The sequence below is a fragment of the Algibacter sp. Ld11 genome (assembly GCF_045066735.1).
Classification (GTDB): Bacteria; Bacteroidota; Bacteroidia; order Flavobacteriales; family Flavobacteriaceae; genus Algibacter.
The window spans coordinates 212960-227940 of the sequence record NZ_JBISHH010000007.1 but is presented as its reverse complement, the minus strand read 5'-3'; the positions used below and the strand labels follow the sequence as shown (position 1 = coordinate 227940).

The following is a 14981-nucleotide window of genomic DNA, read 5'->3' as shown; positions in this document are numbered from 1 at the left end:
TACTGAATACGCTCTAAAAAAATAAAATTATTCAATTTTATTTACACTTCCACTTTTAAAACAAAAACTACAAAACAATTGATTTTAAAGGAGTTACACAGGTTTTTGTTTTAGAAAAAAAAGCACATATGGCATATATGTGTAAATATTCTATTAAACATAAAACCGCTACTATGTAAATTACGTAGGTATGCGTACAAATCAAAAAAATCACATTATGAAACGATTAAATTTAAACACATTATTTGCAACCACTATTTTAACATCTGTATTAGTATGCTCTTGTAGTAATGACGACGACAATAATTCTGACAAAGATTATAGCGCAAGCACAGCACTTTATGCTTCTAATAATTCTGATGGAAATATCACCATTTATGATGTTACGGATGCCGCAAACATTTCAACTAAAACATTAATAACCTCATCAGCAATGGCCGATGGCATATATTACGATGCTACGTCAGATGCTGTTATACAAGCATCTCGCTCCGAGCTAGGCCTCGAAGGATTCTCTAATATTTCTTCACTATTAACCAACGCTGCTGTTAGTGTTGATATCTCTGGCACTAATGATATGTCTAGTCCAAGAGAAGTTGCTGTTAATAACAATATATATGTTGTTGCGGATAATGCGGATGTAGATGGCGATGCAACAACGCCTGACGGAAAACTATATATTTACACTAAAAGCGGAAACTCTTTTACTTTAAGAAATACCATTATAACCGATTTTAAACTGTGGGGAATAACATTTAATGGTAACGATCTATACGCCGTTGTAGATGCTACAAACGAGCTTGCTGTTTTTAACAATTTCACGGCAAACACAAGTGATGCAACCCTAAGCGCATCAAAAAGAATTGCTTTTGAAGGTATTACAAGAACACACGGATTGACTTATGATACAGCTTCGGATATTATGATAATGACAGATATTGCAGATGCCGCTAACGGTCAAGACGATGGTGCATTTCACATCATAGAAGACTTCACCAGCAAATTTAACGACACAGAAAATGGCGCAACATTAGCCGTAACTCAACAAACTCGAGTAGCTGGAGATGCAACACTTTTAGGTAATCCTGTAGACGTCGCGTACGATTCTGAAACCGAAACTATTTTTATTGCTGAAGCAGGAAATGGAGGCGGAAGAATTTTAGCTTTTAACAACATTGGTTCTGGCGGTAATATTTCTCCTGTAGTAAACAACAGTCTAGCTGCTGCGTCGTCAGTGTTTTTATCTAAAAAATAAGAATTTTGAATTAGTTTTAATAGCGTTAAAAGAGCACCTTCGGGTGTTCTTTTTTGCTCTATATATTCTTATTTAAAAAAAAATTAAAAAAACTATAGGGTAAACTATATACTAAGTGTCTTATTAATGAAGGCTTATTAAAAGCTTAATTAGTAATTTAAACTTTAAAAGAGATGACATTATTTAAAACATTAGTATTCGCAATAATTATAGGAAGTTCTTTTGCAACGTATAGTCAAGAAACAGAAATTTCTCAAGAAGAAAACATTGATAAAAAATCGTATTACCAAAAACGCGCATTAGAAGATGCCAAATACGAACAACAATTTACAGCTGATTCAAAAGCTGATGATGAAATTTTTTGGGAAGATCAAAAAACCTATGAAAAGAACCTAAAGCGAAACGACAAAAAAGCGTACCGCGCATACATGAAAGGCAAAAAAGATGCTTATGCAAACCACTACGAGCATTGTGATAACCATTGCCATCACAGCGACCATTACTATCATCATGCTTCTTTTTACTACTATGGTTATAGCAATAACTATTACAACAATAGATATAATAACAGAAGTACAGTTAACACGAGAGTTAGAGTAAGCACGCCAAGCGTAAGAGCTGGCTTGGGGTTATTCTAGAAAAGTATATTATAAAAATTTTGCCCCAAATTAGTCCTACATTAATAGCCAAAGAAAAAGCGCCTGTCTAAATTTAGACAGGCGCTTTTGTATATAAAATGAATATGTTTTACGCGTCAATATTTGCGTAAATAGCATTTTTCTCAATAAACTCTCTACGAGGCGGTACTTCATCACCCATTAACATAGAGAAAACTCTATCGGCTTCTGTTCCGTTTTCAATTTGAACTAAACGCATGGTTCTAAATTCAGGATTCATAGTTGTATCCCAAAGTTGTTCTGCGTTCATCTCTCCAAGACCTTTATAACGTTGTATTTTAGATCCATCTCCATACTCAGACACAATTTCATCACGTTCTGCATCAGACCATGCATATTGTTTTTTAGCACCACGTTTTACTAAGTATAATGGTGGCGTTGCAATGTAAATATGTCCGTTTTCAATAAGTTCCTTCATGTATCTAAAGAAGAACGTTAAAATTAAAGTAGCAATGTGACTACCATCGATATCGGCATCACACATAATCACTACTTTATGGTAACGTAATTTTGAAAGATTTAAAGCTTTACTATCTTCTTCTGTTCCAATAGTTACCCCAAGAGCTGTAAAGATATTTTTTATCTCTTCGTTTTCAAAAACCTTGTGTGTCATGGCTTTTTCAACGTTTAATATTTTACCACGAAGTGGAAGAATAGCTTGAAACGCTCTATCACGACCTTGTTTAGCCGTACCACCTGCCGAATCTCCCTCTACAAGGAATACTTCGCATTTTGCAGGATCTTGCTCAGAACAATCGGATAGTTTACCAGGTAAACCACCAATACTCATTACCGTTTTACGTTGTACCATATCACGAGCCTTTTGAGCGGCGTGACGTGCTTGTGCTGCTAGAATTACTTTTTGAACAATGATTTTAGCATCATCTGGATGTTCTTCTAAGTAATCAGTAAGCATTTCTGATACTGCTTGACTTACAGATGCAGAAACCTCGCGGTTACCTAATTTTGTTTTGGTTTGCCCTTCAAACTGAGGCTCCTGTACTTTTACAGAAATAATAGCGGTAAGTCCTTCACGGAAATCATCACCAGCAATATCAAACTTTAAGTTTTTTAATAATCCTGATTCATCTGCATACTTTTTAAGGGTATGGGTTAAACCACGACGGAAACCAGAAAGATGTGTTCCACCTTCATGTGTATTAATATTATTTACGTAAGAATGTAAATTCTCGGCGTACGATGTATTATAAATCATGGCAACCTCAACTGGCACACCATTTTTTTCACCTTCAAAAGCAATAACATCTTTCATTAAAGGCTCACGAGTAGCATCTAAATATTGGATAAACTCTTTTAAACCTTCTTCAGAATGAAACGTTTCACCTTCAAACTCACCATCTTCTTTTACTGTTCTTCTATCAACTAAATGAATTGTAATACCTTTATTAAGGTAAGCCAATTCACGTAAACGACTTGCTAAAGTATCATAACTATACTCCAAAGTTTGCTTAAAAATAGTATCATCTGGTCTAAACGTAACTATAGTACCACGCTTATCCGTTTCTCCTATTTTCTTTACAGGATATAAAGCTTTACCACGCTCGTACTCTTGTTCCCAAACTTCTCCATTTCTATAAACGGTAGCCTTTAAGTGAGCAGATAATGCATTAACACAACTTACACCAACACCGTGCAATCCACCAGAAACTTTGTAAGAATCTTTATCGAATTTACCACCAGCACCAATTTTAGTCATTACAACCTCTAGAGCCGAAACGCCTTCTTTTTTGTGTAAATCTACAGGAATACCACGACCATCATCTTCAGTAGTAATCGAGTTATCTTCGTTGATAATTACTGTAATATTATTACAATGTCCGGCTAAAGCCTCATCAATCGAGTTGTCGACAACCTCGTAAACTAAATGGTGTAACCCACGTACACCAACGTCGCCAATATACATCGACGGACGCATACGCACGTGCTCCATACCTTCTAAAGCTTGAATGCTATCGGCAGAATAATTGTGCTTGTTAAATTCTTCTTTTTCTTCGCTCATAAATTATGAATTGATATTATTTTATTATTAATATGAGACCCTGATTTCTATACAGGATTATCGAAATACTTGTATTCTATTTTACGTTATATAAAAAGACCCCGTATTTCAATAGCATAAAAAAAGATGCTATATAGCATCCTTTTGAATACAAACAAATATACGAATTAAAATGGCATTTTAAATGCACTTTATCGACTTAACGCAATAATTATTAACATTTGTTAATTTTTAAAAAGTGCCTTAAATCGCTTTAAAAGCACTTTAGATTAAATTTAAGCCTTTATAATGCACACTCCAAAACACTAAAAAGAAGAAAGTGTCTTAAAATTGATATTTTGAATTACAAATACAATGCTTTTATGATATCTATATGCCAGATTTCGTGCCCTAAAATCATAAAGGCGACTGCTCTTGCCGACATTGCCGCTCCGTTAGCATTCCCTACAAACTCCAGATCTTCGTCGCTTAAACCTTGTATTAAGGCATTTGTACTTTGTCGAACGCTTACATATTCCTCAACCAAAATATCCATAGATTTTTGATTGGCTTTAGATGGTTTAATATAATCATCTTGCTCAAAGCCTGCCATAGCCGTAGCATCGTGACGCGCCATTCTAAAACAGCGATACCCCATAACACGCTCGGTATCTATAATATGCTGAAAGACTTCTTTTACCGTCCATTTATTTTCGGCATAACGGTATTTCATTTTATCGTTTGGGATAGCTTTAAAAAACGCAACGACTTCGGTTTTCCCTAAATCAAACCCTTTTTTTATCGTCCAGTCTTTGGGTACTTTACCTATATAGCCTGCGTAAAACTCGTTATACTCGGTCGTTCTTAAATCGGTTACTTTCATATATTAAATTTTTGCTTGATAAGTATATAAATCATAATAACGTCCGCCTAAAGCAATCAATTCATCGTGCGTGCCGCGTTCTACAACATGGCCAGCTTCAATAACCAAAATTTGATCAGCTTTACGAATGGTGCTTAAACGGTGCGCAATAACTATAGTGGTTCTATCTTTTATTAATTCTGATAAACTCTTCTGAATTAAAGCTTCACTTTCGGTATCTAAACTCGAAGTTGCTTCATCTAAAATAATAACCTTAGGGTTTGCTAGAATAGCACGCGCAATAGCCAAACGTTGACGTTGTCCGCCAGAAAGTTTTACACCACGCTCCCCTATTAATGTTTCCAATCCGTCGTCAAACCTATCCGTAAACTCATTAACATAAGCGGCTTTTACAGCATTTTGTAATTCGGCCTCGGTAGCATTTGGTCTGGGGAACATAATATTTTGCCTTATGCTGCCTTCAAACAAAAACTCATCTTGCAGAACCACACCTAAATGCTGGCGATAACTACTCAACCTTACTTTAGATAAATCTTGATTATCTATAGTAACTTTACCTTTTTTAGGTGTTAAAAACGTTGCCGAAAGCCCTGCTATTGTCGATTTACCAGACCCAGAACTACCAACTAAAGCTGTTACCGAACCTGCCGGAGCTTTAAAATTAATATTATGCAAGACATCTTTTCCTTCCTCGTAAGAGAACGACACATCTTTAAATTCAATATCTCCTTTTAATGTGTTAAGCTCTATGGTTCGGGCCGCGTTATCTTCTTCGGCTGTCATGTTCATAAGTTCTTCGGTACGATCTAAACCAGCCAAGGCTTCGGTAAGCTGACTACCAATATTACTCATTTGTACAATAGGCGCAATCATAAAACCAAGAACTAAGGTGAAGAAAAGAAATTCACCAGTGGTCATTTCTCCTAGAATCATATAATAACCACCAATACCCATAATACCTGTAGTGGCTACACCTATTAAAAAGGTAGAAGAACTCGTCATTAAAGCGGTTGCGGTTAAACTCTTTTTTACATTTTGAAATAATTTATCAACGCCTTTTTCGAAAACAATATTTTCTTGTTCTTCAGCATTAAAGGCTTTTATAACACGCACACCAGCGAGAGTTTCGGTAAGTCGACCTTTAACCTCGGCATTAATTTTTCCGCGTTTTCTAAAAATAGGACGAATATATTTAAAGGCTCTAAGCGCGATATATCCAAAAATAGATAAAGGAACAAACACAAAAAGCGTCATCCATGGGTTTAAATCTATTAAAATCACTAAAGAAACAATAGCCGTAAACGATCCGCCAACAAGTTGTACTAAACCTGTACCTATTAAATTACGCACACCTTCCACATCGCTCATTATTCGAGATACTAAAGCACCCGATTTGGTGTTATCGAAAAAACTAATAGGTAGAGAAAGTACTTTTTTTTGTACCTGCGCTCTTAATTCGCTTATTAAGTATTGGGCCTGTACGCTTAAAATTTGTGTTAGTAAAAATGAGGTCACCGCTTGCACTGTAATAGCAGCAATTACGATACCAATTAAACTATACAACATCGAGACATCTTTGCTTGGCACAACATCGTCTAACAGCACCTTACTTTGCCAAGGCAATACTAAACCCGCCAAACTGCGAATTACGATTAATAACAAACCTAATAAAACCAATTTCCGGCGTGGCCAAATAATGGTTTTGAAGGCTTGTGCCATGGTGACTTTTTGTTTTGTTTTATCTTTGGGTGATGTGGATTCTTTAAGGTGTTGCATGTGAAAATTTAGTATATTGAAAATACAAGTCAATAAAGATACCACATGTAAGGGTTATGACATATTTTCATTTGCTTTTTTTAATTTCAACAACGTAAATTTACTTTGCATGACCTCACAAGCTTTAATGTAACAGACTAGCCCGCGTTAGGGATTGAGGCATTTGTTGGAGCTCTTTTTGTGTTGTTGCACCAATGCAACACAAAAAAGCGACTGCCGAAAGCCCGACCCTTGTGGTAACGCCCAAATTATTTTTATTAAAAACCGCTTTTTTAAATGGCTTATTTACTACTTTTATTTTCTCTTAATATTTGATTATAAACTAAAAACTAAGTAGATGAAAGTTATTGGAATTGGAAAAAATTATGTGAATGATAAGTCTGAAATTAGCGCAATTAAAACCGGTGCACAAGTTATTTTTACAAAGCCAGATAGTAGCGTTGTAACAGATAATGCGGATGTTGTTTTCCCGGCGATTACAAACCAATTGGCTTACGAGGTAGAATTGGTAATAAAAATTGGAAAAACGGGGAAAGATATTAACTTGAAAGATGCTAACAGTTACATTTCGGAGATTGCTGTTGGTATTGATTACACAGCAAAAGATGTGCTTGCTGCAAGCCGCGAAAATAAAGGCCCTTGGGCTTTAGCTAAAGGATTTGATGGTGCCTCACCTATTTCGGGTTTTAAGCCTGTTACTAACTTCCCGGATTTAAACAATATTAATTTCGATTTGGTTATTAATGGTGAACAAAAACAGGTTGGAAACACCGATTTTATGATTTATAATTTTGCTGAAATTATAGCGTATGTATCGAGTTTTATGACCATAAAAGAAGGCGATATTATTTTTACAGGAACACCTGCTGCTGGTGCTGGACTTAATGTGAAAGGTGACCATTTACAAGCATCTATTGAAGGTGAATTACTTTTAGATTTTAAATTAATATAATTTTTACACCGAAAACAAACTTATGAAAAACTCGATTGCTGAACGTGTTTGCGATTTCTTAAAAATTTATCCGCCCTTCGATTTAATAAAGTTTAAAAAACTTTTAGAAATCGCCGAGGAAACGGTAATTGTTTACCTCGAAAAAGGTGATACACTTTTTAAGGCAGATCAACCAGCAAACGAGTATTTCTATATTGTAAGAGCTGGAGCCATTAGCTTGTTTCACACAGAAAACAACACACAAGAGTTGGTTACTATTAACGATACTGGCGATATTTTTGGTGTTCGACCTCTTATTGCTAGAGAAAACTATAAATTAACGGCTACAGCTAACGAGGAGACTATTATTTACGCCTTGCCGATTAAAAACTTTCAGTCGGCTACAGAGAATAATGCCAAGGTTTACCAATACCTTATTACCGCTTTTGCAACCAACGCCTACGACTCTTACACTACTGAGGAAAACAATGCTATTTTTAAAGATTACCTACCCAACACCTCACAAGACATTGTTAATTTCCAAACCGCAAATTACACAAAAACACCTATTACTTGCGCTCTAGAATCTACACTACAAGAAGCTGCTAGCCTTATGTGTACCCATAAAATTGGTTGTATTATTGTGGTTGACAAAACCAAAAAACCTGTAGGTATAATTACCAATAGTGATATAAAAAATAAAATTGCAACGGGTAAATTTCCAATTACCACAGCAGTTTCAAATATTATGAGTTCGCCTGTAATTACAGCTAAAAGAGATCTAACAGTTGCCGATGGCCAACTAAAAATGATAAAAAATAGTATTGGTCATTTATGCATTACCAAAGATGGCACGGTAAATTCGCGCTTAATTGGGGTACTTACGCATCATGATGTTTTGGTTACTTTAGGAAACACACCTTCGGTAATTTTAAAAGAAATAAAACGTGCCAACCGCACCAAAAAATTACGTTTAGCGCGCTTAAAAGCAAACACTTTGCTTAAAAGTTATTTGGAGCAAAACATACCGTTAACGCATATTATTAATGTTATTTCGGAAATTAATGATGCCGTAACCATTCGTGCGATTGAAATTGCTTTAAAGAAAATGCCAACAGAGCCACCAGTTGCTTTTTCTTGGCTTGCCTTAGGTAGCCAAGGGAGAAGAGAGCAGTTGCTATTTACAGATCAGGATAACGCCTTGGTATTTGATGATGTTCCAGAAGATCAATATGAAGAAACTCAAGCTTATTTTCTACAATTAGCAAAGTATGTAACTAAATCCCTAAATAAAATTGGTTTTGAATATTGCGAAGCCGATATGATGGCCGTTAACCCAGAATGGTGTAAATCTATTTCTAAATGGAAAACCCAATTTCAGAATTGGATTTTAAGTCCGGATGATAAAGCTATTTTACTATCCTCTATTTTCTTCGATTACTCTCGAGTTTATGGTAATGAAAAATTAGTAGACACCTTATCTGAAAGTATTTTTGAAGCCTTAGAAAGCTCGAGTATGTTCTATAAATTTCTTGGTAGCGAAGCTATAAAAAGCCCAACTCCGCTCGGTATTTTCAAACAATTTTTAGTTGAGCAAAATGGCGAACAAAAAGATTTGTTTAATATAAAAAGTCGCGGTTTAATGCCTTTAATAGATGCTGCGCGCTTATTGGTACTAAGCAACCAAATTAAAAATGTAAATAACACCTATGAGCGCTATGAGAAAATGGCAGAAATAGAACCGAATAACAAAGAACTTTACGAGTCTTGCGCTTATGCCTTTAAGGCCTTATCTAAATTTAAAACCAAACAAGGGTTACTACATAATAACTCTGGGAAATTTATAAAATTAGATACTTTAACTAAAGAAGAAAAACTAAAACTAAAGCGCTGTTTTAAACCGATACATGACATACAAGAGACTTTAAAATTACGTTACGATTTAAAAAACTTTATCTAAAATGGCTTTTAATTGGTTTAACAGAAAACAAAACGATTATCCCCAATTTTACTTGGATTATTTAGAACTTTTTAAAAAGAAAGCTAAAGGCCCTATTGAAGATACGCGCTTTGTTGCTTTTGATACAGAAACTACGGGTTTTGACAAAAAGGAAGACCGAGTGCTATCGATAGGTGCGGTAGCATTTACAGGCAAAACCATTCCTATAAATAATAGTTTTGAACTTTATATTCATCAGGATATTTTTAAATCTGAAACCGTAAAAATTCATGGCCTCATGAAGAATGGTAATCAGGAAAAAGTAACAGAACTAGAAGCCATTGAAGCTTTTTTAGAGTACATAAAAAACAGCGTACTTATAGCTCACCATGCTGGTTTTGATAAAAATATGATGAACGAAATGTTGCTGCGCAACGGCTTAGGAAGGTTAAAAAACAAGTTTATTGATACGGGTGTACTGTTTAAAAAATCGAAACATAAAATATACCAAGACAGCTTACAAAATCATTACTCTCTAGACGATTTGTGCAAAGAACTTAATGTACCTAAAGTAGACCGACACACCGCTAGTGGCGACGCCTTAATAACCGCTTTGGCTTTTTTAAAAATATTATCGCGATTAGATAAACGGAAACATTTAAAATGGGGCTATTTATTACGCGGTTAAAAACAAAAAACCGAAACATTTTTAGCTTCGGTTTTGAATATCTTAATTTATGCTGTTCTTTTAGAAAAAGAAGTAACCAATAGACACTTGCATAACTCCGTTTTTATATTTATCAGAAAAGCTATCGACATCATTAACATCTGATAAGCCTACATTGTAGCGTGCTGAAAAATTAAGTCCGTTGTCTAATTTATATCCCAATCCAACGTTGACACCTAAATCTAAACCTTTATAACTATCTTTTAGGTTAACATCGTCTTGCTTAGCAGAAACTAAAAAGCCTACTTGTGGTCCAGCTTCTAAGCTTAAGCCTTTAGTTAAGTAATACTTCCCCATTAACGGCACCGTGAGATAATCTAACTGAACCGTATCAGATTCATCAGAGCCTAAAGAAAAACCTTGACCAGAATACAAAACCTCAGGTTGAAAGGAGAACTTTTTAGAAAGCGGCACCTCAGCTACAAGTCCGTAATTAAAAGACGTTACCGTATCAAATCCATCGGTATTATCTCCTGTGATTGAAGCAAAGTTTAATCCTAATTTAGCACCAAATTGAACATCTTGTGCGTTTACTTTTACCAATCCAAAAATTGCTATTACAGCAGTAAGTAATACTTTTTTCATAATTAAAAATTTATTTGTTATTTGAAACAAAACAAACCTTTTTATGATGAATTGATTTACTTTTAAAATAATTTTAACCTTTTTAACCAAATTTAACAAAATCCTGATTAACAATTAATTAACACTAAAAACATGTTACTAATTGAAGGTTTTAGTTAAGAAAATCGGATTAAAACTACTCTACGATTTCGTAGTCAATATCTAGCTTTCGTAGAGCACGTAATGCAGAACCTGTGTTTTTATCGTCTAACTCAATATCGACAGAATCCCCTTCTAAAAGGATGTCTGTAAATTCATTGGCCAAGCCTGCATCTCTACCAATAGAAATCTCAGCAATACATTTAGCTATCGCTCTTCTATCTGGTCTTTGAGCATCACAAGACAATAAGTTTATTTTCATAATAATATTTTATTAAGGCAAGATACTAAAGTTAAACTTGGTTGGAGTGGATATTTTTTTGGTAATTAACTTTTTCATTAGCATTAGTACGTTTCAACTCAGTAAATAAAAAAAACGTTAAAAATCGAAAGTATATATATATATATAGGGTAACTACTGCTTTATGAACGAAGATTTTCCAAAAGAAAAATCAGATGTTTCGAAAAAGCAACCACCTTTGGTTAAACCTAGAAAGAGTAATTATTTTAATAAGGTTTTGGCAACTCTATTTATTTTCAGTTTATTTAATTCTTTAAGTTCGTTTTCGGCTAAAACTTTGTCTATTTCATTCCAATTTCCTTTTTCAATCAACTCTTTAAGTTTTTTCCATTGGTCTACTATTTCTTCATTTTCTAATCGTTCGTGAAATTCAATTTCGTTTTCTAAAATTTCAATTGCATTATTAGGTTTATGTTGTTTAAGTTCCGAGAATAAAATTAGAAATTGAGATTTGTAAATGTCATTTCCTCCACACTTGGAATAAAAAGGAAAAATATATGGTTTGTTTGTTATCTTTTTAGTCGAATTGTATTTGTCAAAAAATGGCAGTACTTTTTTAATTAATTTCTCTGATAAATAATTTGCTAATACTATATACTCCTCTGATATTTTAAAATGCTTTCTGATTGTATTATCTATTTCTTCTATTTTTTTCGAACCAATTAAATAGTATTCGTCAGTAAGGTTCCTCCAACAGTATGGCACTAATCCAATTCGAACTTCAATATCGTCTTTAGCACCAGACCAACTTCCACGATTGTCAATATCAATAACTTCAAGTAAATCATTTGTAAGTCGATAATGCTTTCTACCTTTCTTTTTAAACCCATATTCCTTAAGGTTTATACCAATTATTTTATTCAGTTCGTTGCAGGCTAATTTCCATTCCTTTTTTGGTAAACTCTTAAAAACCTTGATTTGCTCAAATTCCGGTTTTTCAGGTTCAGGATTTGAACTCTGCCCTTTGGTTTTACCGAATAGATTGAAGTACTTCATTGCCTTTTTTTTTAGCTTGTTGCCAATGGTTTTATATATGATAAGTTGCGTGTTTGAGTGCGACGATTTTCCGAAAGAAAATTACTTATAAGCAAACAAAGCAACTAGCATGAGTTAAACGAAAAAAATAGCTTTTTTTTAATACTGCACCATGTGCAGGCTAATTAACGACTAATTTCTTTAGCCCATTCACCTCTATAAATTAATTTTTGATCGTGAATTTTAAAAGTAAATTTACCATACCTAACAGATATTCCAGCCGATGCATTTACAACCCAACAATTATCAGGAATATCGAAGAAATTTTCAGAAGTAATTACTTTTTTGTCCATTTCACCCTTAACCGAAACAGATACTTGTGGACCAACGTCCCATCCAAGATGAGTATTATAACTAACGATTAAGTCTCCAATCAATTTAAAATTCTCATTAGTTTCAATTGTTGTTTTAATGCTTCCAACTTTTACGGCGCTAAAATCTTTTTTAGGTGTGACTTCTATAGTTAATTTAGGCAATTCTATTGCTGTATTAGAAGCTAGAATTATAATAGATTCGTTTTTAACAACGTTATCTTCACCATCAAAAAACTCAAAAGCAAGTTCCATGGCTTCCATACCAACTGGATTAATTGTTAATTGGTCTGCAAAATAGCCTGCACTTATTATGCTATTAGAATAGATAACTTTATCACGATTTTTTACAACTACTTTTTTAATTGTCGCATCATTATAAAGCTCTAAAGGTATCGTGGTGGTGCTGGCGTGTATTGTTTTATTTTTAGGGCTTATTATAAGCCCTTTCATATAATCTCGCATAGCAAACCAAACAGGACGAGGTGAACCATATTTGTCGTTAATATCTTTATAACCCCAAAACCCAAACCATTCTTCTGGCTGCTCTTTATTGTGTATACTTTTTTCTCCACCTTTCCACCAACCATCAGCATAATAAAAAGGGCACATTCCTACAGCTCCTGCATCCATAAGATCTCGGTAATTAGAAACCAACCCTTCGCTTTGTTCCTTTAAGGTTCTTGAGCCAAAACTACCAAAACCTCCTTTTGGTGATACTGAATGTCCAAATTCAGTAATGATAAAGGGTTTATCTAACCCGTTTAATTCATTTAGACCTTTAATATAATCTCTAAACCCCATTGTTGCTGTTTGACCTTCATTGTAGCCATAACAATTATAAGCGTATACATCATACATACTTTCATCCATCCAATCGCTAATCATAGCATTTGCAGAAAGCGTTACTGGCACGTTTGGATGCCCCTCATGAATCATATCTACCATCATTTTCATGAGGCCTTTAAACGCCTTGGCTGAAACTTTATGAATGTGATCTGTTTGAGGTTCATTAATAACCAAATACGTAATTATGCAATCATATTTTGGCGCATATTTCAAAATATTTACCAATTGTGTCTTGCAATGATTTATAAATTTAGGGTCGCTATAATCTTCTTCCGGGTTAACTTCTAACCCCATAATAAGCTTTAAACCAGATTCTTGCACCAATTTTAATTGTGCTTCAGAAAATTGACTCCATGTTCTTATAGTATTATAACCTCCTTTTTTTATGTTCTCAAGATCAAATTTCATTAACTCCAGATGATCTTTCTTTTCATCTTCATATGGATGTTGTCCTGGTCGTGCACCTATTTCGTAACCAATGGCTTTTACAAAAAACTTTTCTCCGTTAAGATAGTACCAATTGTCTTTTAGTTCAATATTAGTTTTCTCTTCCTTTTGTACCATATTAGACTTCTCCGGTTGAGAGCAGCCCAAAATCAGTTGGGTAATACATAGAATAAGTATTAATCTTAAATTTTGTTTCATTTACTCCGTTTTTTTTAATTGCACACGGTATTGTGTACGGTTAGTTGTGTGGTTTAAGCCCCTAATTTAGCAAATAGTTATTACTCAATAACATTGGTCAGACTTTTCTTCAGCTGACTATAGAACTAGTAATAAATTTTATACGGTATCAGCGTTTCGTTATTTTTATTTAGGTGATTTTTTAGGCTATAAGTTACATTTTTGCCTTTCTGTAACCTACTATCATTTTATTTAAGTTTTTTATAAAGTAGTTTATTAAACTCTTCCTCGGTTAATATCTCATTTAATTCCATTTCTATGGAAGTCTTTAATTTATGTGTATCATATTTAACGATGCCCAAACCTTCAGCATAATATACGTGCTGGTAAAAACCTGAACTTTGATAGCTTGAATTTTCTTCTGTATACTGATCAAGAAACATGGCGGTTTTATATGTTTTATTATCTATTGTAATGGTTTTAAAGCTATGTAGAATTCTAGATTTTTCAAGGTTTAAAGGCCCTTCTCTAGGATCGGTGTAGTTTAAAGAATACTCGTAAACGCTTTCTTTATCGTCCCACCTAAAAGCTTCTTTATCTATTATTTTAGCTTCTACGGTTAGTGTGTCTCCGTTACTTTTTCTCCAAAAATCTGTGTATTGTATAAGTTCTGTCCCAGTTTTATTAAGTTTTTCTAAACCACTATTAAAATGCCATAAGTTATTTAAATATTTCTCTGTTAAAACTGTATTTGTTTCTGGGTCAATTGTAATTTTTAAATATTCGGAATAGTCTGGATGATTTTTTTCAATAAACTTATAAACCCTAACTGTTTTCTCTTTCTCTATTGGGTAGTAATATGCCTTTAGTCCTTTGTCTTCAATGGAATTAAAGAGCGTTAAAAAGAAACTTAATAGTAAAATTTTGTGTAGCATAAATTGGGCTGTTTTA

Annotated in this window: 13 protein-coding genes; 5 read left to right on the top strand and 8 right to left on the bottom strand. The window is 34.0% G+C overall.

From position 1 onward, the window contains the following. The first annotated feature begins 217 nt into the window (after positions 1-217). The gene (locus ACJJV4_RS04040; RefSeq protein WP_405292185.1) at positions 218-1255 is read left to right on the top strand and encodes a hypothetical protein; all 1038 of its coding nucleotides are present in this window, start codon (positions 218-220) and stop codon (positions 1253-1255) included. A gap of 173 nt (positions 1256-1428) precedes the next feature. After that, positions 1429-1893 carry a hypothetical protein gene (locus tag ACJJV4_RS04035; protein WP_405292184.1) on the top strand — a complete coding sequence of 155 codons (465 nt, stop codon included), beginning with the start codon at positions 1429-1431 and terminating at the stop codon, positions 1891-1893. 109 nt (positions 1894-2002) lie between these two features. Here the strand turns inward: ACJJV4_RS04035 and gyrB are convergent, their stop codons facing one another. The 3 genes from gyrB to ACJJV4_RS04020 all read right to left on the bottom strand — a co-directional run bounded on the left by gyrB (position 2003) and on the right by ACJJV4_RS04020 (position 6590). Then, positions 2003-3952 (bottom strand): DNA topoisomerase (ATP-hydrolyzing) subunit B, encoded by a 1950-nt coding sequence (gyrB, locus tag ACJJV4_RS04030; RefSeq protein ID WP_405292183.1) that lies wholly within the window; start codon positions 3950-3952, stop codon positions 2003-2005. Positions 3953-4295: 343 nt separating this feature from the next. After that, positions 4296-4814, bottom strand: a complete 519-nt coding sequence (locus ACJJV4_RS04025) for a DinB family protein (RefSeq protein ID WP_405292182.1) — start codon at positions 4812-4814, stop codon at positions 4296-4298. A 3-nt stretch (positions 4815-4817) separates the two neighbouring features. Then, positions 4818-6590, bottom strand: a complete 1773-nt coding sequence (locus ACJJV4_RS04020; RefSeq protein ID WP_405292181.1) for an ABC transporter ATP-binding protein — start codon at positions 6588-6590, stop codon at positions 4818-4820. Positions 6591-6927: 337 nt separating this feature from the next. Between ACJJV4_RS04020 and ACJJV4_RS04015 the strand changes: the two genes are divergently transcribed. Genes ACJJV4_RS04015 through ACJJV4_RS04005 form a run of 3 tightly spaced genes read left to right on the top strand, consistent with a single transcriptional unit; the run spans position 6928 to position 10148 of the window. Continuing rightward, complete coding sequence (locus tag ACJJV4_RS04015) at positions 6928-7542, top strand: fumarylacetoacetate hydrolase family protein (protein ID WP_405292180.1); 615 nt, start codon at positions 6928-6930, stop codon at positions 7540-7542. 22 nt (positions 7543-7564) lie between these two features. Then, complete coding sequence (locus tag ACJJV4_RS04010; protein ID WP_405292179.1) at positions 7565-9481, top strand: DUF294 nucleotidyltransferase-like domain-containing protein; 1917 nt, start codon at positions 7565-7567, stop codon at positions 9479-9481. Between the two features lies 1 nt (position 9482). Beyond that, the gene (locus tag ACJJV4_RS04005) at positions 9483-10148 is read left to right on the top strand and encodes a PolC-type DNA polymerase III (protein WP_405292178.1); all 666 of its coding nucleotides are present in this window, start codon (positions 9483-9485) and stop codon (positions 10146-10148) included. 60 nt (positions 10149-10208) lie between these two features. On the opposite strand, the gene ACJJV4_RS04000 is transcribed toward ACJJV4_RS04005, so the two are convergent. From ACJJV4_RS04000 to ACJJV4_RS03980, 5 genes are all read right to left on the bottom strand, one after another. Next, entirely contained in the window at positions 10209-10772 is a 564-nt protein-coding gene (locus tag ACJJV4_RS04000) for a porin family protein (RefSeq protein ID WP_405292177.1), read from the bottom strand. A gap of 175 nt (positions 10773-10947) precedes the next feature. After that, the gene (locus tag ACJJV4_RS03995; protein ID WP_405292176.1) at positions 10948-11172 is read right to left on the bottom strand and encodes a hypothetical protein; all 225 of its coding nucleotides are present in this window, start codon (positions 11170-11172) and stop codon (positions 10948-10950) included. A gap of 240 nt (positions 11173-11412) precedes the next feature. Continuing rightward, positions 11413-12207 (bottom strand): hypothetical protein, encoded by a 795-nt coding sequence (locus ACJJV4_RS03990; protein WP_405292175.1) that lies wholly within the window; start codon positions 12205-12207, stop codon positions 11413-11415. A 164-nt stretch (positions 12208-12371) separates the two neighbouring features. Then, positions 12372-14051 (bottom strand): hypothetical protein, encoded by a 1680-nt coding sequence (locus ACJJV4_RS03985; RefSeq protein ID WP_405292174.1) that lies wholly within the window; start codon positions 14049-14051, stop codon positions 12372-12374. 227 nt (positions 14052-14278) lie between these two features. After that, positions 14279-14965, bottom strand: coding sequence for a hypothetical protein (locus ACJJV4_RS03980; protein WP_405292173.1), 687 nt, complete (start codon positions 14963-14965; stop codon positions 14279-14281). Positions 14966-14981 lie beyond the last annotated feature (16 nt).

What these genes read in the sequence shown, in the direction of transcription:
- ACJJV4_RS04040 (WP_405292185.1), top strand. Translation starts at nt 218, where the DNA reads ATGAAACGATTAAATTTAAACACATTATTTGCAACCACTATTTTAACA.
- ACJJV4_RS04035 (WP_405292184.1), top strand. Translation starts at nt 1,429, where the DNA reads ATGACATTATTTAAAACATTAGTATTCGCAATAATTATAGGAAGTTCT.
- gyrB (WP_405292183.1), bottom strand. Translation starts at nt 3,952, where the DNA reads ATGAGCGAAGAAAAAGAAGAATTTAACAAGCACAATTATTCTGCCGAT.
- ACJJV4_RS04025 (WP_405292182.1), bottom strand. Translation starts at nt 4,814, where the DNA reads ATGAAAGTAACCGATTTAAGAACGACCGAGTATAACGAGTTTTACGCA.
- ACJJV4_RS04020 (WP_405292181.1), bottom strand. Translation starts at nt 6,590, where the DNA reads ATGCAACACCTTAAAGAATCCACATCACCCAAAGATAAAACAAAACAA.
- ACJJV4_RS04015 (WP_405292180.1), top strand. Translation starts at nt 6,928, where the DNA reads ATGAAAGTTATTGGAATTGGAAAAAATTATGTGAATGATAAGTCTGAA.
- ACJJV4_RS04010 (WP_405292179.1), top strand. Translation starts at nt 7,565, where the DNA reads ATGAAAAACTCGATTGCTGAACGTGTTTGCGATTTCTTAAAAATTTAT.
- ACJJV4_RS04005 (WP_405292178.1), top strand. Translation starts at nt 9,483, where the DNA reads ATGGCTTTTAATTGGTTTAACAGAAAACAAAACGATTATCCCCAATTT.
- ACJJV4_RS04000 (WP_405292177.1), bottom strand. Translation starts at nt 10,772, where the DNA reads ATGAAAAAAGTATTACTTACTGCTGTAATAGCAATTTTTGGATTGGTA.
- ACJJV4_RS03995 (WP_405292176.1), bottom strand. Translation starts at nt 11,172, where the DNA reads ATGAAAATAAACTTATTGTCTTGTGATGCTCAAAGACCAGATAGAAGA.
- ACJJV4_RS03990 (WP_405292175.1), bottom strand. Translation starts at nt 12,207, where the DNA reads ATGAAGTACTTCAATCTATTCGGTAAAACCAAAGGGCAGAGTTCAAAT.
- ACJJV4_RS03985 (WP_405292174.1), bottom strand. Translation starts at nt 14,051, where the DNA reads ATGAAACAAAATTTAAGATTAATACTTATTCTATGTATTACCCAACTG.
- ACJJV4_RS03980 (WP_405292173.1), bottom strand. Translation starts at nt 14,965, where the DNA reads ATGCTACACAAAATTTTACTATTAAGTTTCTTTTTAACGCTCTTTAAT.